Annotated in this window: 14 protein-coding genes; 7 read left to right on the top strand and 7 right to left on the bottom strand. The window is 67.8% G+C overall.

The window, feature by feature from the left end; all coding sequences use genetic code 11:
- Positions 1 to 29: 29 nt before the first annotated feature.
- A complete protein-coding gene (locus EJL01_RS07315; protein ID WP_125106909.1) occupies positions 30 to 1979 on the top strand; it encodes an acyltransferase family protein in 1950 nt (649 codons plus the stop codon).
- 172 nt (positions 1980 to 2151) lie between these two features.
- Here the strand turns inward: EJL01_RS07315 and EJL01_RS13360 are convergent, their stop codons facing one another.
- Entirely contained in the window at positions 2152 to 4257 is a 2106-nt protein-coding gene (locus EJL01_RS13360; protein ID WP_125106908.1) for a glycosyltransferase, read from the bottom strand.
- Between the two features lie 120 nt (positions 4258 to 4377).
- Here EJL01_RS13360 and rfbB point away from each other — a divergent pair, with 120 nt between their 5' ends.
- Genes rfbB through EJL01_RS07295 form a run of 3 tightly spaced genes read left to right on the top strand, consistent with a single transcriptional unit; the run spans position 4378 to position 7360 of the window.
- The gene (gene rfbB / locus EJL01_RS07305; protein WP_125106907.1) at positions 4378 to 5373 is read left to right on the top strand and encodes a dTDP-glucose 4,6-dehydratase; all 996 of its coding nucleotides are present in this window, start codon (positions 4378 to 4380) and stop codon (positions 5371 to 5373) included.
- Positions 5370 to 6227, top strand: coding sequence for a dTDP-4-dehydrorhamnose reductase (rfbD, locus tag EJL01_RS07300; RefSeq protein ID WP_125106906.1), 858 nt, complete (start codon positions 5370 to 5372; stop codon positions 6225 to 6227). The genes rfbB and rfbD overlap by 4 nt, the downstream gene beginning before the upstream one ends.
- The gene (locus EJL01_RS07295; protein ID WP_125106905.1) at positions 6221 to 7360 is read left to right on the top strand and encodes a glycosyltransferase family 4 protein; all 1140 of its coding nucleotides are present in this window, start codon (positions 6221 to 6223) and stop codon (positions 7358 to 7360) included. Before rfbD ends, EJL01_RS07295 begins: the two co-directional genes overlap by 7 nt.
- A gap of 15 nt (positions 7361 to 7375) precedes the next feature.
- Here the strand turns inward: EJL01_RS07295 and EJL01_RS07290 are convergent, their stop codons facing one another.
- The 5 genes from EJL01_RS07290 to EJL01_RS07270 are packed head-to-tail and all read right to left on the bottom strand — an operon-like array spanning position 7376 to position 13590.
- Positions 7376 to 9109 (bottom strand): acetyl/propionyl/methylcrotonyl-CoA carboxylase subunit alpha, encoded by a 1734-nt coding sequence (locus EJL01_RS07290; RefSeq protein WP_125106904.1) that lies wholly within the window; start codon positions 9107 to 9109, stop codon positions 7376 to 7378.
- A 17-nt stretch (positions 9110 to 9126) separates the two neighbouring features.
- A complete protein-coding gene (locus EJL01_RS07285) occupies positions 9127 to 10719 on the bottom strand; it encodes a 5-oxoprolinase subunit B/C family protein (RefSeq protein ID WP_125106903.1) in 1593 nt (530 codons plus the stop codon).
- A complete protein-coding gene (locus tag EJL01_RS07280; protein ID WP_125106902.1) occupies positions 10716 to 11519 on the bottom strand; it encodes a putative hydro-lyase in 804 nt (267 codons plus the stop codon). The genes EJL01_RS07285 and EJL01_RS07280 overlap by 4 nt, the downstream gene beginning before the upstream one ends.
- A 13-nt stretch (positions 11520 to 11532) precedes the next feature.
- Positions 11533 to 12294, bottom strand: a complete 762-nt coding sequence (locus tag EJL01_RS07275) for a LamB/YcsF family protein (RefSeq protein WP_125106901.1) — start codon at positions 12292 to 12294, stop codon at positions 11533 to 11535.
- Positions 12295 to 12315: 21 nt separating this feature from the next.
- Positions 12316 to 13590, bottom strand: a complete 1275-nt coding sequence (locus EJL01_RS07270) for an NRAMP family divalent metal transporter (protein WP_125106900.1) — start codon at positions 13588 to 13590, stop codon at positions 12316 to 12318.
- A 203-nt stretch (positions 13591 to 13793) separates the two neighbouring features.
- On the opposite strand from EJL01_RS07270, the gene EJL01_RS07265 reads away from it, so the two are divergent.
- Positions 13794 to 14453 (top strand): GntR family transcriptional regulator, encoded by a 660-nt coding sequence (locus EJL01_RS07265; protein ID WP_125106899.1) that lies wholly within the window; start codon positions 13794 to 13796, stop codon positions 14451 to 14453.
- Between the two features lie 147 nt (positions 14454 to 14600).
- Here EJL01_RS07265 and EJL01_RS13355 read toward each other — a convergent pair whose 3' ends face one another.
- Positions 14601 to 17003, bottom strand: coding sequence for an ABC transporter permease subunit (locus EJL01_RS13355; protein WP_125106898.1), 2403 nt, complete (start codon positions 17001 to 17003; stop codon positions 14601 to 14603).
- Between the two features lie 141 nt (positions 17004 to 17144).
- Here EJL01_RS13355 and EJL01_RS07255 point away from each other — a divergent pair, with 141 nt between their 5' ends.
- Both EJL01_RS07255 and EJL01_RS07250 read left to right on the top strand, forming a co-directional pair.
- Positions 17145 to 17843 carry a GntR family transcriptional regulator gene (locus tag EJL01_RS07255; RefSeq protein WP_125106897.1) on the top strand — a complete coding sequence of 233 codons (699 nt, stop codon included), beginning with the start codon at positions 17145 to 17147 and terminating at the stop codon, positions 17841 to 17843.
- A 38-nt stretch (positions 17844 to 17881) separates the two neighbouring features.
- A complete protein-coding gene (locus tag EJL01_RS07250; RefSeq protein ID WP_235988149.1) occupies positions 17882 to 18754 on the top strand; it encodes an urea carboxylase-associated family protein in 873 nt (290 codons plus the stop codon).
- Positions 18755 to 18836: the final 82 nt, after the last annotated feature.

The following is an 18836-nucleotide window of genomic DNA, read 5'->3' as shown; positions in this document are numbered from 1 at the left end:
CGGCCCCCTACTCGGTAGCCTGGAAGCTTATGGCCGCGAAATGGATACCCGAGGTGCAGGGCGTGCGCACGCTCGCGCTTGCCCTCGTCGCGGCGTACCACGTCTGGTTCGGCAAGGTCTCCGGCGGCGTCGACGTCTTCCTCTTTATCTCGGCGTTTCTGCTCACGAGGTCGATGATCACCTCGGTCGAGCGGGGCGCGACACCGCGGCCCTTCCAGACCATCCTGCGCCGCTTCGCGCGGCTGCTCCCGCTGACGCTGACGGCGGTGCTGCTCATCGTCGCCGCGTCGCTGCTGTGGCTGCCGACCTCCGAGACACCGATGATCCTCACCCAGGGGTTCGCCTCGGCGACGTACTGGGAGAACGTCTATCTCCAGCTGCAGCAGATCGACTACTTCGCGGTTGACCGGAGCACCGCATCCCCCTTCCAGCACTACTGGTCGCTCGCGGTGCAGGGTCAGGTGTTCGTCGCCTGGCCGGTGCTGTTTGCGCTGCTCTACCTGCTCGCGCGGTCGCTGCGGCTCAACGTGCGCAAGGTCGCGCTGTTCGGGTTCGGGGCCGTGCTGGTGCTCGGCTTTGCGTACTCGGTGTACGCGACCGACGTCAACCAGCAGGCGGCCTACTTCAGCGTGTTCGCGCGAGTGTGGGAGTTCGCGGCCGGCTCGGTGCTCGCGCTGGCGCTGCCGTGGCTGCGGGTGCCGGGGCCCGCGAAGGCGGTGTTCGGCTGGGCGGGCGTGCTCGGCATCGTGCTGTGTGGCTGGGTGCTGCCGGTCGAGGCATCGTTCCCGGGGTGGGCGGCGCTGTGGCCGGTGCTGTCGGCGGTGCTCGTCGTGCTCTCGGCCGGCGCGCCGCGGTACGGCGCGGGCGTGCTGCTGAACCACCCGCTCATCCAGCGGGCCGCGAACTACAGCTTCGCGCTGTACTTGACGCACTGGCCGGTGCTCGTGATCTACCTCTTCGTGGCGCGTGTGGATTCGGTGTCGTTCCTCGAGGGCGCGGGGCTGCTCGGCATCTCCGCGGGGCTCGCGTGGCTGCTCACGAAGCTCGTCGAGGAGCCCGTGGCTGAGTTCCTGGCCGGCCGGCAGACGCCGGAGCGGATGCGCGGGCTCGGGTCGCTCGCGCGCGCCGGCATCGTCGTGGTCGCGCTGCCGGCGGTCACGCTCGCGACGCTGGGGGTCGGCCAGGGCATCGCGTCGGCGCGGATGCACGAGGCGCGCGCCGAGGCCGATGCGATGCCGGTCGCCGAGTACGGCGCGAACGCCCTCGACCTCGACTCGGGCCCGCTGTGGCCGAGCGAACTCATCGTGCGCGATGATCTCGCCCCGCTGCCGCCGTGCGATCAGGCGACGCTCGCCAGCATCAATGCGGAGCTCGACAAGTACTGCATGGGCGACGGCAATGCCGACACCTGGGTCGTTGGTAATTCGCAGGCGCAGCAGGCGATTCCGCTCGTGACCGGTCCGGTGCGGGCCTACGTGCTGTTCGAGTGCCAGTTCGGCGGCGAGGGTGTGCGGCCGGAGATCGAGGACGAGTGTGACGCGTTCTGGGGGAACATCACCGAACAGATCCTCGAGGACAAGCCCGCGACCGTGGTGGTGCTCGCGACCCGCTCGTACGAGGACGACTCCGAGGCCGAGCTGCCCGGCATCGTCGACTGGATCGACCGGATTACGGACGCGGGCATTCACGTTGTCGCCCTGCGCGATGCGCCGCGCACGACATTCAACCCGTTCATGTGCACCGAGCAGTGGGGCGTCGACGCCGACCGCTGCGGCTTCACGACGAGCCTGTCGACGCCGAACATCGACCTGCAGGAGCGCATCGAAGCGGCGGGCGGCGAGTACGTCGACCGCAATCCGCTGATCTGCCCCGACGGCGAGTGCACGCCGGTGCGCGGCGGCGTCTACGTCTTCATGGACTCGAGCCACGTCACCGCGACCTACATGCGCACCGTCACCGCCGCCCTTGCCCGCGAGTAGTAACGGCGCGGCTCACTAGACGCATCGCCTCACCGGTCGGGGCTGCCGACGCGATTTCCCGCTGGCACGGGTGTTGCGGCATGGAGCCCGCGGCATGAGCCCGCGGCATAGGGCCTGCGGCAGGGACGCGGGGCGAAGCGTTGGGTGATGGAGGGCCCCGAAGTGCCGAGCGCTAGGCGCGGCGGAGGGCCCCGAGGTGGAGGGCAGCGCAGCGGCGCCACGTGAACGTGGCCGCACGAGCTTCGCCAGCGGCCGCGAGCGCGGCGCGGGCCGGGGCGTCAACGAGGAGGTCGCCAAGGGCGTTCGCGATCGAGTCGGCCCGCGGCTCGCAATACTTCACCGCGTCGCCGCCGACTTCGGGCAGGGCCGAGAGCTTCGTCGTGATCACGGGCGCGCCGGATGCCATCGCCTCGAGCACCGGCAGTCCGAAGCCCTCGGCGATCGACGCATACACGAAGGCGTCCGCACCGCCGAGGAGCGCTCGCAGTTGCTCGAGCGGCAGGTAACCGAGCTCGCGGACGCGCGAATTCGGGTCGGCCCTCGCGGCGTCGAGCTTCGCGGCGGCGTCGGCGTCCCAGCCGCGCTGCCCGGAGATGAGCAGCGGCGGCGCGTCGGGCAGCGACGCGTGGGCGTCGATGAGTTCGCCGACGCGTTTGCGGGGCTCGATCGTGCCGAGGAACGCGACCCAGCGGTCGACGCTGTACTCGGCGCGGAACTGCGCGAGTTCGGCCTGGCTCGGGCGGTGAAACACCTCGCGGTTGACGCCGTGGTGGGCGACGGCGATCGGGCGCCGCGGCGTGCCAGCATAGCGCTCGACCTCGGCGGCCGTCGCGGCGCTCGGGGCGATGAGCTGCACGTCGGCGGCGACGCCGCGGCGGATCCACGTCGTGAAAAACCGCCGTTTCAGTGGCGAGTGCGCCTCGGGGTCGGAGAAGAAGGTCGCGTCGTGCACCGTGACGAGTCGACGAATGCCACGCGCCTGCAGCGGGAACGAGTAGTGCGGCGACAGCAGCGCGGTGCCGCCGAGCGCGCGGACGGTGCGTGGAAGGTGGGTCTGCTCCCAGACGAACCGGAGGCCGCGCTTGCCGACCCACTCGGGCACGGTCTCGATGCGTGCGGCCGGGTCGAGCACGCCGAAGTGGTCGACGTGCTCGGGCTTGACGAGGTAGGTGCGGGCGATGCCATCGCCGGATGCTGCGAGCTCAGCGAGTCCGGTCGCGAGACCCTCAAGGTAGCGGCCCACTCCCCCGAGCTGCGACGGGAGGGAGGTGAAGTCGAGGACGAGGTGTTCCGCGGTCGCTCCCTGCCCTTCGCCAAGCGGTTCCTGAGCTTGTCGAAGGGGCGAGCCGCGGCGCAGGGCGGACTTCGCCGCGGCGCCCGCGCTGCGCACGAGGGCGCGCACCTTCATGTCGAACGGGCCGTTGCGCAGCGCGCAGCGCAGGCGGTTGCGCCGATTCCAACGCACGAACTGCGCCGACTCCGTGCCCGACGAACCGGCGTGCGCATGCACCGAAACGGCGCCGGCAGCGTAGGCCACGAGCCACCCGGCCTTGCGCAGGCGCCAGGAAAGATCGGTGTCCTCGTAGTACATGAAGTAGCCCTCGTCGAAGCCACCGAGGGGTTCGACCGCCGCCGCCCGCAACATCGCGGCGCCGCCGTGCAGGCCGAACACCGCGGCCGGAAACTCGGTGCCGACCGGCTGCAGCCAGCCACGGTCGAGCCCATTGCCCGACTTCGTCACTTGGTTGCCCGTCGAGTTGAGCAACTCCACGCCCGCCTCGCCGTCGCGGGCATCCCGCCACTGCTCGCCATCGTGGCCGACGAGCACGCGCTCGCCGTCAAGCGCATTCGTCCCTGCGACCCGCACGAACCGCCCCGCGAGCCGCACCTGCGCGGTCGCCGCGCCGACGCGCGGGTCGGCGTCGAGCGCATCCGCGAGCGCCGCGACGAAGCCGGGCTGGTACACCGCATCCTGGTTACAAATCACGTAGGCGTCGGCCGGGTACGCCGCCATCGCGCGGTTCGCCGCCGGCCCGTAGCCGAGGTTGTCGCCGAGCTCGAGCACGGCGGCGCCGGGCACGGCGGCCAGGATGCGCGCGACCGTGTCATCGCTCGAGTGGTTGTCGGCCACGACCACCTGCAGCTGCCGGGCCTCGCCGCTCGGCGTGCGCCCCGCATCCTGGCCCGCGAGCGAGGCGACGGCGCGGGCCGCCTCGTCGCCGCCGTTCCAAGTGACGACGATGGCGACGATGTTGCGCACGTATTCGGCAGAGTTCACGCCTCCACGCTACCGATTCAGCGGGGTTTCCGGGCGCGGTGCCGGTAGGCTATGTGCTGTTTCTGCGCGCTGCGCGGAGTGCGGCGGGCACGCTGCCGCACGCTCACAGGGAGGACTGCATTGAAACTGCTCGTCACCGGCGGTGCCGGATTCATCGGCTCGAACTTCGTTCGTCGCGCGCTCAATGACGAACTGCCCGGCGTCGAGGGCGCCGAGATCGTGGTGCTCGACTCGCTCACCTACTCGGGCGTGCGCGAGAACCTCGACCCGATCGCCGACTCACCGCGCTTCACCTTTATTGAGGGCGACATCCGCGACGCTGCGCTGCTCGACGAGATCTTCCCGACCATCGACGGCGTCGTGCACTTCGCCGCCGAGTCGCACGTCGACCGCTCGGTGCGCGACGCCGCGATCTTCGTCGAGACGAACGTGCTCGGCACGCAGCGCCTGCTCGACGCCGCGCTGACGCACGGCACGAAGCGCTTCGTACACGTGTCGACCGACGAGGTCTACGGCTCGATCGAAGAGGGCGAGTGGACCGAGGAGTTCCCGCTCGAGCCGAACTCGCCGTACTCGGCATCGAAGGCCGGCAGCGACCTGCTCGTGCGCGCCTACCACCGCACCCACGGCCTCAACGCGTCGATCACCCGCTGCTCGAACAACTACGGCCCGTACCACTTCCCCGAGAAGCTGATCCCGCTTTTCGTCACGAACCTCATGGACGACCAGCACGTGCCGCTCTACGGCACCGGCGAGAACGTACGCGACTGGCTGCACGTCGACGACCACTGCCGCGGCATCGCGCTCGTGTTCGCGAACGGCCGCGCGGGCGAGGTCTACAACATCGGCGGCGGCACGCAGCTGACCAACGTCGAGATCACCGAGAAAATCCTCGAGCTCATGGGCAAGGACGACTCGTACGTCGACCACGTCGAGGACCGCAAGGGGCACGACCTGCGCTACTGCGTCGACATCTCGAAGATTGAGAACGAGCTCGGCTACGAGCCGCAGGTGCCGTTCGAACGGGGCCTCGCCGAGGTTGTGCAGTGGTACCGCGACAACCGCGCCTGGTGGGAGCCGCTGAAGGAGCGCGCCGCCTTGGAGGCGCAGAAGTGACTCGGTACCTCATCACCGGCGCGGCGGGGATGCTCGGGCAAGACCTGCAGCGCGCGCTCGCTGGCCGCGAGGTCACGGCGCTGACACGGCAAGATCTCGACGTCACCGACGCCGACGCCGTGCGCAGCGCGGTCGCCGGCCACGACGTCGTCATCAACGCCGCCGCGTACACCGCGGTCGACAACGCCGAGACCGATGAGGACGCCGCGTACGCGATCAACGCGACCGCCGTCGAGCACCTCGCGAAGGCAGCGGCCGAGACCGGCGCGAAGCTCGTGCACTACTCGACCGACTACGTGTTTCAGGGCAACGCCCAGGCGCCATACGCCGAGAACGAGCAGCGCGACCCACTCAACGCCTATGGCCGCACCAAGGCCGCGGGCGAGGAGCTCGCGCTCGCCGCGCATCCGGAGGGCACGTTCATCGTGCGCACCGCCTGGCTCTACGGTGCCGGCGGCCCGAACTTCGCGAAGACCATGGTGAAGCTCGCCGAGAACAACCCCGAGATCACGGTCGTCAACGACCAACTCGGGCAGCCGACCTACACGCGCGACCTCGCCGAGCAGACGGTGAAGCTGCTCGACGCGCAGGCGCCGGCCGGCATCTACCACGGCACGAACTCGGGCGAGACGACCTGGTTCGGCTTCGCCCGCGAGATCTTCCACCTCGCCGGGCACGACTCCGAGCGCGTCAAGCCGACCGACTCGGCCGCCTTCGTGCTCCCCGCCGCGCGACCCGCCTACTCGGTGCTCGGCCACGACGCCTGGCGCGCCGCCGGCATCGAACCCATGCGCAACTGGCGCGACGCCCTCGAGGCGGCCGCTGAGGATGGAGTGCTCACGTCCACATGGTGACGCTGAAGTTTCTGCTCGACCAACTCGTCGCGCCCGTGCCCGGAGGCATCGGGCGGTACGCCGAGAACCTCGCCCGCGAGGTGATTTCGCGCGCCCCCGCGGGCTGCGAGGTTGAGGGCATCATCACCCCGCCGAAGGGCGAGGGTGCGCCCACGGTCGAGCAGATCGAAGAGCGCTTCCCCGGCCTCGCGCACCTCGGGGTCACCAAGCTGAGCCGCGCAACGCTCGCGCAGTCGTGGTCGCGCGGCCTGCTCACGGGCGCGATCGGCGGCGGGCTCATCCACGCGCCGAGCCTGTTCGCGCCGCTGCAGCCGCTCGGTAGCGACGGCGGCGTGCAGACCGTCGTGACGGTGCACGACACCGTGCCGTGGACGCATCCCGAGACCCTCACATCGAACGGCGTGCGCTGGCACAAGCGCCAGCTCAAGCGCGCCTGGCAGCACGCGGCCGCGGTCGTCACGCCGACCCACGCGGTCGCCGAGCAGGTCGCCGAGCTCTACAACTTTGGTGACCGCCTGCGGGTGATTCCGGGCGCGCCGTCGCGCGACGTGCACCTGCCCGAGAACCCCGACGAGGTCGCCGAGCGACTCGGCCTGCCCGACACGTACATCCTCGCCGTCGGCACGCTCGAACCCCGCAAGGGCCTGAACAAGCTCGTCGAGGCGCTCGCGAAGATTCCCGACGCCCAACTCGTGCACGCTGGCCCCGACGGCTGGGGCGACGTGAACTGGGACTCCCTCTGCGCCGAGGCCGGCGTCGAGCGTTCGCGCGTGAAGACGCTCGGCTTTATCTCGAACACCGACCTCGCCGTGGCCTACGACCGTGCGACGGTGTTCTGCATGCCCTCGATCGACGAGGGCTTCGGTCTGCCGATCCTTGAGGCGTTCCGCGCCGGCACGGCGGTGGTGCACACCGACGTTCCGGCGCTCATGGAGGTCGCCGGCGGCGCCGGCATCCACGTGCCCCTCGTCGAGGAATCGACCTTCGTCGAGCGCCTCGCGGTCGCGCTGAAAAACGTGCTCGGCGACGAGGAGCTCCGCCAGAGCCTCGTCACCGCGGGCCACGACCGCGTCCCGATCTACTCGTGGAGCTACTCGGCCGACCTCGTCTGGCGGTTGCACGCCGACCTCTAGGGTCGGCGCACTTCCCTACTCGGTGACACGGGCGATCGGAGCGTCGACGATGACCGTCGCGCCCTCCTCGACGAGCCAGGCGATCGTGCCGGTGCGCTCGGCGAGCACCTTCGTCTCCATCTTCATCGCCTCGCACACCGCGACGGCGTCGCCCTCGGCCACCCAGGCGCCCTCGGCGACGAGGCGGCGCACGAGCGTGCCCGAGACCGGCGCGAGCAGCGCATCCTCGTGCTGGTCGGGTGCCGCGGATGCTGCGACAGGGCCGGATGCGCCGGCGTCAGCCGCGCGCAGGCTGCCGAGCAGTTCGTCAGGCAGGCCCAGCTCGACGCGGCGGCCGTCGACCTCGATAGCGACGCGGCGCAAGGCCGGCGCGGGCGCGGCTTTCGCGCGCGGCTGCGTCTCGAGTTCGGGCAGAAGTTCGGTCTCGATCCACTGCGTGTAGACGCCGAGCCGCTCCCCTACGAAGGCCGGATGCTCGACGACGGTGCGGTGGAACGGCAGCACGGTTGCGACGCCATCGATCACCGTCTCGCGCAGGGCCCGCCGCGAGCGCGCGAGGGCTGCGGCGCGGTCGTCGCCAACCACGATGAGCTTCGCGATCATCGAGTCGAACGCGCCCTCGACGCGGTCGCCGGCCTCGACACCGCCGTCCCAGCGCACGCCGGGGCCGCCCGGCTGGTGCAGGTGCTCGACGGCACCGGGCGAGGGCAGGAAGCCCCTACCCGGGTCCTCGGCGTTGATGCGAAACTCGATCGCGTGGCCCACTGGCTCGGGGGTGTCGGTGCGCGAGAGGCCGCGGCCCTCAGCGACGCGGAACTGCTCGAGCACGAGGTCGATGCCGCTCGTGAGCTCGGTCACCGGGTGCTCGACCTGGAGGCGCGTGTTCACCTCGAGGAACGACACGGTGCCGTCCTCGCCAAGGAGGAACTCGACGGTGCCCGCGCCGCGGTAGTTCACGGCGCCGCAGATCTCGCGGGCGGCGGTATGGATGCGCTCGCGTGCGTCGGCGGGCAGGTCGGGCGCCGGCGACTCCTCGACGAGCTTCTGGTTGCGGCGCTGCAGCGAGCAGTCGCGGTCGCCGACGACGAGCACGTTGCCCGCGCCGTCCCCGACGACCTGCACCTCGACGTGGCGCGGGCGGTCGAGGAACCGCTCGATGTAGCACTCGCCGCGACCGAAGGCGGTGACGGCCTCGCGCGTCGCCGACTCGAAGGCGTCGCCGACCTCGTCGAGGCGGCGCACGACCTTGAGGCCACGACCGCCGCCGCCGTACGCGGCCTTGATCGCCACGGGGAGCCCGGCCTCGCGCGCGAAGGCGACCGCCTCATCCGCGCTCTCGAGCGGCTTGTCGGTGCCGGGCACGAGGGGCGCGCCCACGGAGGTCGCGATCTGGCGGGCGGTAACCTTGTCGCCGAGCTGGTCGATCGACTCAGGGGTCGGGCCGATAAAGGTGAGCCCCGCATCCTCGACCGCGCGCGCGAACGACGCGTTCTCGCTGAGGAAGCCATAGCCCGGGTGCACGGCGTCGGCGCCCGCGGCCCGCGCGACCTGGAGGATGCGCGCGATGTTGAGGTAGCTGTCGGCTGGGGTCGTGCCGCCGAGCGCGTAGGCTTCGTCGGCGAGCCGGACGTGCATCGCGTCCGCGTCTTGGTCGGCGTAGACCGCGATAGAGGTGTAACCGGCGTCGGCGCAGGCGCGGGCGACGCGCACGGCGATTTCGCCACGATTGGCAATGAGGATGCGCTGCATGGTGGGGCCTTTCGTGCTTACAGTTCGGTAAATTCGCGCACGACGTGGAAGCGCACGCGCATGCCGGGCGCGAGCTGCCCGGCGCGGTCGAGGTCGGCGTCGATGACGGCGCCGATGACGGGGTAGCCGCCCGTGAGCGGATGGTCGGGCAAGAAGAGCACGGGCTGGCCGTTCGCCGGCACCTGGATCGCGCCCGTGACGGCGCCCTCGCTCGGCAGCTCGGCGGTGACGACGCGCTCGAGCGGGGTGTCGCCCTCGAGGCGCACGCCGACGCGGTCGGACTGCGCGGTCACGCGCCACTCCTGGCCCGTGAGCGTCTCGAGCGCCGCGGCGCTGAACCAGTCGGTGCGCGGGCCGAGCACAATGTCGATCTCGACGAGCTCGTCGTGCGCGGGCAGCTCGGGGCGCGCCGCGTCGTTCGGCTCGACGGCGCGCGCGGCCCGGTCGTCGCCGAGCGGGAGCACGTCGCCCGCCGCAAGCGGCTGCGGGCCGACGCCAGAAAGCGTGTCGGTCGTGAGGCTGCCGAGCACGTCGTCGACCGCGAAGCCGCCGCGCACCGCGAGGTAGCCGCGCAGCCCGCGCGTGAAGCCCGAGAGGCGGATGCGGTCGCCCGCCGACACCGCGGTCGGCACGCCGCGCTCGAACGGGTACTCGTCGCCCTCGGCGCTGACGATCGTGCGACGCCCGCTCGCGCCGGTCCACGCGATGACGCCCTCTGCGCAGACGAGCAGCTCGGCGCCGCCGCCCGCGAGTTCGAGCACCGCGGTGTCGCTGTCGTTGCCGACGATGCGGTTCGCGGCCCGCAGCGCGCGCCGGTCGGCCGCGCCCGACGCCGCGACGCCCATACCGAGCATCCCGGCCCGGCCGAGATCCTGCAGCAGCAGTTGGGTGCCCGGGCGAACGATCTCGAGCGCGCGCGCATCCCCCGGCACCGGCGGCAACTCGGTCGTGCGGGGCGCGGCGCCGCTGAGGTCGACCTCGTCGCGCACGGCGCGGTAGCGCACCTCCTGCCCGGGCTGGATGAACGCGGGCGGCGTGCGCTCCAAGTCCCACATCCGCTCGGGGGTGCGGCCGATGAGCTGCCAGCCGCCGGGCGACTCGCGCGGGTACACCGCCGAGAAGTTGCCGGCGAGCGCGACCGAGCCGGCCGGGATGCGCGTGCGCGGCGATGGCCGGCGCGGCACCTCGAAGAACGGGTCGTCGCCGACGCAGTAGACGAAGCCGGGCGCGAAGCCAGCGAAGGCGCCACGCCACGTCGCCTCGGTGTGGCGGCGCACGAGCTCCTCGCTCGAGACGCCAAGGCTTTCGGCGAGCGCGGCGAGATCCTCGCCCGAGTAGACGACGTCGACGGTTACGGCGTCGTGGTCGGATGCGGCGTGCTCGGCCGCGGGCACCTCGCGGATGCGCCGGGCCAGGCTCCGCGCGTCGGTGAGGGTCGGGTCGAAGCGCACCATCGTCGTGCTCGCGGCGGGGATGAGCTCCTCGACGCCCGCGAGCGCGGCCGACTCGAGCGGCGCGAAGTGCGCGAGCACCGCATCCAGGTCGGTGTACTCGACGAGGATCGCGCGGTCGCTCATCGGCAGGATTCGGGTGATGCCGGGCTGGGTCATACGGTGTAGCTCTCGTTGCGCACGTCGGTCACGAACATGCGGCCCGGGGCGTGGGTGATCGCGAAGGGCACGCGGGATTCCATGATCGCCGCCTGCGGGGTCACGCCGCACGCCCAGAACACTGGCACCTCGCCGGGGCGAAGCGCAACTGGCGCATCGCCGAACTCGGGCGCGAAGAGGTCTCCGATGCCGAGCGCCGCCGGGTCTCCCACGTGCACGGGCGCGCCGTGCACCGCCGGGGTGCGGCCCGAGATCTGCACCGCATCGGCGACCCGATCGGCCGGAATCGGTCGCATCGACACGACGAGTTTGCCGCGCATCCGGCCCGCCGGGGCACAGTCGATTGCGGTGCGATACATCGGCACGTTGCGGCCCACGGTCTGGTGGCGAATCTCGATATTTGCGCTGGTGAGGCCTGCCTCGAACGTGAAGCTGCATCCGATAATAAAGGTCACGAGGTCGGGATGCTCGGCCCACTCGTCCCGCACGTCGGTCGGCTCTGCCGCGAGCGCGCCGTCACGCCAGATTCGGTACCGCGGCACGTCGGTACGCAGGTCGCTGCCGGGGGCAAGGGTCGACTCGAAGCCGCCGTCCTCGATCACTTCGAGCACGGGGCAGGGCTTCGGGTTGCGTTGTGCATAGAGCAGCACGTCGTAGGCCCACTCGCGCGGCACGGAGATAAAGTTGGTCTGCACAACGCCGGGGGCGACACCGCTGGTCGGTGCGTCGTCGCCGCTGCGGGCCGCAAGTCGCGCGGTTCTGGCCGAGGCGAGTTCCTCGGATTCAGCAAAGAGCAGCATGATTTGGCCCCCGCTACTTCGCGAAGGGCGCGAGGTCAATGCCCTGCGTGGTGAGCACCCGCCGCACCGCCGCCGCCATCGAGATCGCGCCGGCGCTGTCGCCGTGCACGCAAATCGAGTCGGCGCCGAGGTGCACCTCGGAGCCGTCAGCGGCGGGGATCGTGCCGTCGGTGACGAGGCGAAGCATTCGTGCTGCCACGAGCTCGGCGTCATGCAGCACTGCCCCATCCTTCGTTCGAGACATGAGCGAGCCATCAGCTTCGTACGCGCGGTCGGCAAAGGCCTCGCGGGCGACGGTGAGCCCTGCCCGCTCGGCGACGTCGACGCTCACTCCGCCGGCGAGCCCAAGGAACACGAGGTCCGGGTCGACTGCGCGCACCGCAGCCGCGACGATTTTTGCCTGCCGCGCATCCTTGGCAATGGTGTTGTAGAGCGCGCCGTGTGGCTTCACATACTTCACCTCGGTGCCAGCGCTCTTCGCGAGGGCCTGGAGCGCGCCGAGCTGGTACTCGACGTCGGCCTGCAGGGTGGCGTCGTCGATGTCAACGGCGACGCGGCCGAAGTTCGCGTAGTCGCGGTAGCCGGGATGCGCGCCGACGACGACGCCGTGGTCGCGCGCCTTCGTGAGCGTGTCGCGGATGCCCACCGGGTCTCCGGCGTGGAAGGCCACAGCGACGTTGGCGCTCGTGACGATTTCGAGCATCGCCGCGTCGTCGGCCACCTGACGGTCGGGCGTGTTTTCGCCGAGGTCGGAATTGAGGTCGATGGTTGCCATCTGCTTTCCTTTCGCGGACGCTTAGGCGCCCGTGATCATCTCGAAAATCGGCCCGACCGAGACGGCACCCATGTACCAGGTAAGCGCGGTCGCCAGCGTACCGAACACGAGGAGCCACACCGGGTACTTGTACCCCTGCAGGAGATCTTTCTGCCGGAACCAGCCGATGTACATGAAGATCGTGAGGCCAATCGGAAGGATCAGGCCGTTGAAGCCGCCGACGAACACGAGGATCGACGCGGGCGCGGCACCCCAGAGCAAGTAGAGCACGAGCGAGACCGCGATGAACGCGACGGTCGCGATGCGCAGCGGCCACCCGTCGTTGAGCTTCTTGCTGAAGACTGAGAGGAACGTCGCCGACGTGTACGCGGCACCGATGACCGAGCTGATCGCGGCCGCCCAGAAGATGACGCCGAAGACGCGGAGGCCGGCCTCGCCCATCGCGTACTGGAACGCGGCGCCCGCCGGGTTGAGGTTCGGGTCGGCCATGTCGAGGGTGAAGCCCGAGGCCGCGACGCCGAGGATCGCGAGGAACAGCACGTAGCGCATGATGCCGGTGACGAGGATGCCGTTCATCGACGCGCCCGAGACGGCCTTGACGTGCTCGGGGCCGGTGAGGCCCGAGTCGAGGTAGCGGTGCGCGCCCGCGTAGGTGATGTAGCCGCCGACGGTGCCGCCGACGATCGTCGTGATCGTCGCGAAGTTGATGTCGTCGGGCAGCACGGTCTGGCGCAGGGCATCGCCGACCGGCGGGTTCGAGACGATCGCCATGACGATCGTGAGCACGATCATGCCGACGCCGAGGATCATCACGACGATGTCGACGATGCGGCCGGCGCGCTTCCAGAGGAAGATGCAGATGGCCAGGAGACCGGTGATTATGCCGCCGAGCTTCGCGTCGATGCCGAGCATCGCGTTGAGGCCCAGGCCACCGCCCGCGATGTTGCCGATGTTGAAGGCGAGGCCGCCGATGACGATGAGGATGCCGAGGACGTAGCCGAAGCCCGGCACGGCCTCGTTCGCGAGCTGGCTGGCGCGCTTGCTTGCGACGGTGATGATGCGCCAGATGTTCATCTGCACCGCGAAGTCGACGAGGATCGACACGAGGATCGCGAACGCGAATGCCGCGCCCATCTGGAACGTGAACGTGGCGGTCTGGGTGATGAAACCCGGGCCGATGGCGCTCGTCGCCATGAGGAAGATCGCGCCGAGGATGGGGCCTCTGCGGGACTTGGCGAATTCCTTCGCCTTCTGCTTGGACGGGGTGTCGGTGGAGATGGTGCGATCGTCAGCCATGACGAACTCCTCGGCGTCGTTGACGGGGGTGCGCGTTCTGCGTACGAGCGACCCTACGTCTTGCTGAACATTCCCGCAAGGATTGTTCAACAACTTGGTGTGGATATGGGGACAGAGTACGCAGAAGTTTTCTTTACGCGCAATGTTCAATAATCTTTCTTTACGTTGCGGGCCCTCGTCGACGTTCGACTACGCTCGCGAATATGACGACGCTCCCGCCCGACCGCACCGCGATGCCCAAGGTCGCGCACGAACTGCGCGAGGCCATCACGGCCGGTCAGTATGCGCCGGGCGAGCGACTCTCGGAGATCGCGGTGGCCGAGTCGTTCGGGGTCTCGCGGAACACGCTGCGCGAGTCATTCCAAGCGCTGGCCGAGCAGCGACTCATCACGCGCATCCCCAACCGCGGCGTTTCGGTGGCCTCCCCCGAGATGGCCGACGTCATCGACATCTACCGGATGCGTCGCATCCTCGAGCTCGGCGCCCTCGCGAGCGGCTCACGCCTGCATCCCGCGTACGCCGACATGACGGCGGCGGTGAAGGATGCGCGGGCCGCCGAAGAGGCTGGCGACTGGCCCGCGGTCGGTACTGAGAATATGCACTTCCACTCAGCACTCGTGCGCTTCAGCGACAGCCCGCGGGTGGTCAGCGCATTCGAGAACGTCGCCGCCGAGATGCGCCTCGCGTTCCTGCGACTGAACGACCCGGAGCGACTCCACCAGCCGTTCATGGGCCGCAACGAGGTGATCCTCGCGGCCATCGAAGCCGATGACTTGGCCGCCGCATCCGCCGCCCTCACCGACTACCTCGCCGACTCCGAACGCCTGCTGCTCTCGACCTACTCGCGCCTCGGCCTCAGCTAGCCCGCACGCGCGAACCCTGGGCTTGTCGAGGGGTCGAAAGATCGCCGCCCACCGCCCCACTTAAGTGCGCCCGAAACAAAGTGATGGCAAGTTACTGCGGATTTCGAGAATCCGATGTAACTTGCCGTCACTTTGTCGACAGGTGCCCTAGCTCTCGAACTTGCTGAGGAACCGCTTCGTACGTTGGTGGTCGGGGTTCGTGAAGACCTTGTCGGACGGCCCTTCTTCGACGACCTGCCCCTGATCCATCAGTACAACCCAGTCCGCAACCTCGTGCGCGAACCTCATCTCGTGCGTGACCACAACCATCGTGAGGCCCTCGGCCGCCAGCTCAGTCATGACCTGCAGCACCTCGTCGACCAACTCAGGGTCGAGCGCGCTTGTCGGCTCGTCGAAGAGCAGCACCTCCGGGTCCATAGCCAATGCGCGCGCGATCGCGACTCGCTGTTGCTGGCCACCCGAAAGCTGATGCGGGTACTTATTCGCATGGTCATCCATCCCAACCTTTGCGAGTAACTGGTGCGCACGGTCTTCGAGTCGCCGCTTGTCATCCCGGTTGAGATACTCCGGCGCAAAGATGACGTTCTCGAGCACAGTCTTGTGCGGGAATAGGTTGAACTGTTGGAACACCATTCCCACCTTGGCGCGCACCTTCGCAACATCGCGGTCCACCGCGACACTGTACTTGCCATCGGTGGTCTTGTGATACCCGACTGGCTCACCATGGAAGAGAACGTCGCCACCATTGATGGTTTCCATGGCATTGAGGGTTCGAATCAGTGTCGTCTTACCCGAGCCGGACGGACCGATGATGGCCACAACTTCTCCGCGGTGCACGTCAAGGTCGACACCCTTAATGACCTCCGTGTCGCCGTAGGACTTGCGGAGCTCCTGGACTTGGATCACTGGCTCGCCCACGTGAGGGACCCCGACACGACCATTGATTGGGGCAACCACGTCAACCACTCCAGTCGACAGCGTTACCTTCGCCGTTGCAGACCTGCGATTCACGTCCAAGCGGCGCTCGAGCAGCTTCAGGAGCTGGTCGAAAATGGTGACGATCATCACATAGAAGATCGCTACCACGAGCAGCGTCTCGAGCACCTTGAAGTTCTGGGTGTAGAGGCGCTGACCCACCAGCAGGATCTCCGTGAGCGAGATCGCGGACACCAGCGACGTCAGTTTGATGATGGTGACGAACTCGTTACCCAACGCCGGCAGCGCAACGCGGAACGCCTGTGGGATGACGATCCGCCGCTGAACGCCGCCCCACGGAATACCGAGCGCCCGCCCCGCTTCACCCTGGCCGCCAGCAACTGACTTGAGGCCGCCGCGGTGGATCTCAGAGATATAGGCAGTTTCCGACAGCACCATTGCCAAGAGGCCGGCCGCGAAGGGAGAGCCAATGATTCCGCGAAGTTCAGGGATAACCTGCGGTGCGTTGTAGACGAAGATCAGCAGCACCAGTAGCGGCAATGACCGGAAGAACCAGACGTACACGTTGAGTATTCCGCGCAGCCACGCCTGCTTTGACTGCCGGCCAAGGGCGACAAACATACCGAGCACCGTCGAAATGACCCACGCGAGCACCGACAGCGCGATCACAACGAGCGACGCCAGCCAGAACTGCGAATTGCCGAATTGCGCGAACGTGTAGCCCCAGTCAAACGCGAAACCACCGGTGCCGGTCGAATCCGACTCCGAACCGAGTGCCTCACGCACGGCAGCCTCATCAGGCTCCTGCAGGTTGTACTTGTCCAGGAGCGCCTGGTAGCTACCGTCGGCGCGCATCTGGTCGAGGGCACCACGCAGCTGTTCCGCCAGCTGAGTGTTTGACTTGCTTACCGCAATGCCAACCGGCACCGGCCAAAGCAGGTCATTGCTCGTAATGACGAGGCGACCGTTCGACGTGTCCACTGCCGTCTTGGCGACAGCCGCGTCGCTGACCTGAGCGTCCACCTGCCCCGACATCAGCGCCTGTGCCCCTTCAGAGTCGGTGGTGAAGTCGCGCACATCGACAGCACCTTCGCCCGCTTCGGCACAAGCGTCGCTGGCCTCGCCGCGGAGCTGGGTCGCCACTTCCCCACCCTTGATGACCGCGACGGTGAGGCCACAGAGATCCGCGGCTGACTGAAGCGGCGACGAGGACGTCTGCGTGACGATCGAGTTTCCGGTCATGAAGTAGGGAATGAAGGTGACCGACTTGGCCCGTTCTTCCGTGATGTAGAGCGCGGAGGCCACCACATCGAAGTGGTCGGACTGCAGGCTCGTAATGAGTTGCTCGAACCGGGTGTCAATGAATTCCGGCTCGCGGCCGAGTTTGCTTGCAATCTCAGTCATGAATTCAGGGTCGAAGCCAGCGGGGGTGCTGCCTTCGAAGTAGGCATACGGCGGATAGGTTAGGTCTGACCCGATCCTCAGCGGCCCTTTGTCTGCCGAGGCCGCGGCCGATTGCTCGCCGCGGAGGCCAAACGGCGCCACGAGCGTGAGGACAAGGATGAAGACGGCCGCGATGCCGCCCAGGAGTCGATGTTTTCTGCGCGCTTCCATTCTCGGAGCGTAGAACTGTTGAACAGTTCTGTCAACGGAGAGCGAAAAGAACGAGCAAGGACCCGCACTCGCTGATAAATACGGCGAAGTAGAGCACTTTCACTGTTCAACAGTAGATATTTCCTTGTTACGCTCATCACCGTGACCAGATCCACCACTGCAACCGATGCACCCGGTAAGGGTGGGCGCCGCCAGTCGGCCTCCGATGCAGTTTTCGGCGCCCTCCGGTTGCAAATCCTGCGAGGCGAACTGAAGCCTGGAACTCGTTTGATCGACGCGACCGTTGCCGTGGAGCAGAAGGTTTCGCGCAATACGGCGCGGGAGGCCTTGCGACTTCTCGTGGCGGATGAACTCGCCACCTGGACTCGCAACCTTGGCTACATGGTGCGCTCGTTGAGCCCCAATGACGTCCGAAACCTCTACCAAGCACGCCGCGTTATCGAAATCGGCGCTGTTCGCCAGAGCGCGAACGCACCTGACGAACACTTCGTTGCGTTAGAGAAAGTGACGGAGCACGCCGAAGCTGTCCTCGCCGCAGGCGCCTGGTCAGGTGTGGGCACTGCAAGCCTCAATTTCCATCAGGCGATCGTGAGATTGGCCAGCTCAGCAACGCTTGACGCATTCTTCGAGAAGATTGCAGCCCAGTTGCGACTCGCATTCGCTGTCATGAATAACGAGGCCAAGTTCCAGGCCCGGTGGATACCCCGCGATCGGGAAATCGCGAATCTCATTCTTTCCGGTAACCGCGCAGAAGCAATCACCGAACTCGAGCGATACCTCGTCGACTCAGAAACCAGCGTGGTTGATGCGATTCGCGCAGCTGAGCGCGAATCTGCATGACCAATTTTTCCCATTGATCAGTACATAGGAGCATGACATTGGAAGAACAGCAGCGCACAGCTGCGCTTACTGAAGCGGCGTACAAGGGCCCGGCACTCGAAGTCGACAAGGAGTTCTACGGAGCGATTGCGACTGAAACTGACTCGCGAACCCACGTCGGATCCTTCGAAATCCCGATTCGAAGCGGCGTTGCTTGGGAAGTGCCCGCGGGACACGTCTGTCGTCTTGTGACAGTTGAGGGCGGCCAGGTCGGCGACCTCAACATCTGGAATCGACACAACCCCCGCGAACGATTCTGGGCAGCGCGCACCCGACAGTTGCAGGCCGCGCACGTGACGACGTTCGACCGACTTTGGTCGACGCTTCCCTATCTCCGCCCGCTCGTCACGATCACCGCAGACACCCTCGAGGATTACGGCGTCGACAACGAAGGCGGCCGAGTGCATGACACTCTCGGTACGCGGTGCGACCCGTACGTCAATCGGATGCTCACCGGTGAAGATTTCGACTACCACTGCCACTCCAACCTGACGCGGGCGGTTCGTCCATTCGGGCTCACTGAGTTTGACGTCCACGATGTGCTGAATGTCTTTCAGTGCACCGGGCTGAACGACCAGGACCAGTACTTCATGAAGACGTGCCCGGCCAAGGTCGGGGACTACTTCGAAATGTTTGCCGAGCAGGATGTGCTGATGGCACTATCGACCTGCCCAGGCGGCGATCTGTCAGTACCAATGTGGGGCGACGAAGCCCATGACCCCGTCGAGGTCTGCCATCCTATCGGCGTTGAGATTTGGAAGGTCGACGACTCACTTCTCGCGGGCTGGTCCGAGCCGGAATTTGTTGCGTACGCGGGAGGCCATGGCCTCCGTGAGCGGACGTGGCCCGAGGTGGCAGCCAGCGGGGAGTAAGACGCTCAACAAAGTGATGGCAAGTTACAACGGATATCGAGAATCCGTTGTAACTTGCCATCACTTTGTGTCGTGGGCCCGG

It is taken from the genome of Gulosibacter massiliensis (assembly GCF_900626105.1).
GTDB classification, from domain to species: Bacteria; Actinomycetota; Actinomycetes; order Actinomycetales; family Microbacteriaceae; genus Gulosibacter; species Gulosibacter sediminis.
Note: the sequence above shows the minus strand (reverse complement) of the source record. Positions and strands in the feature narration are given on the sequence as shown.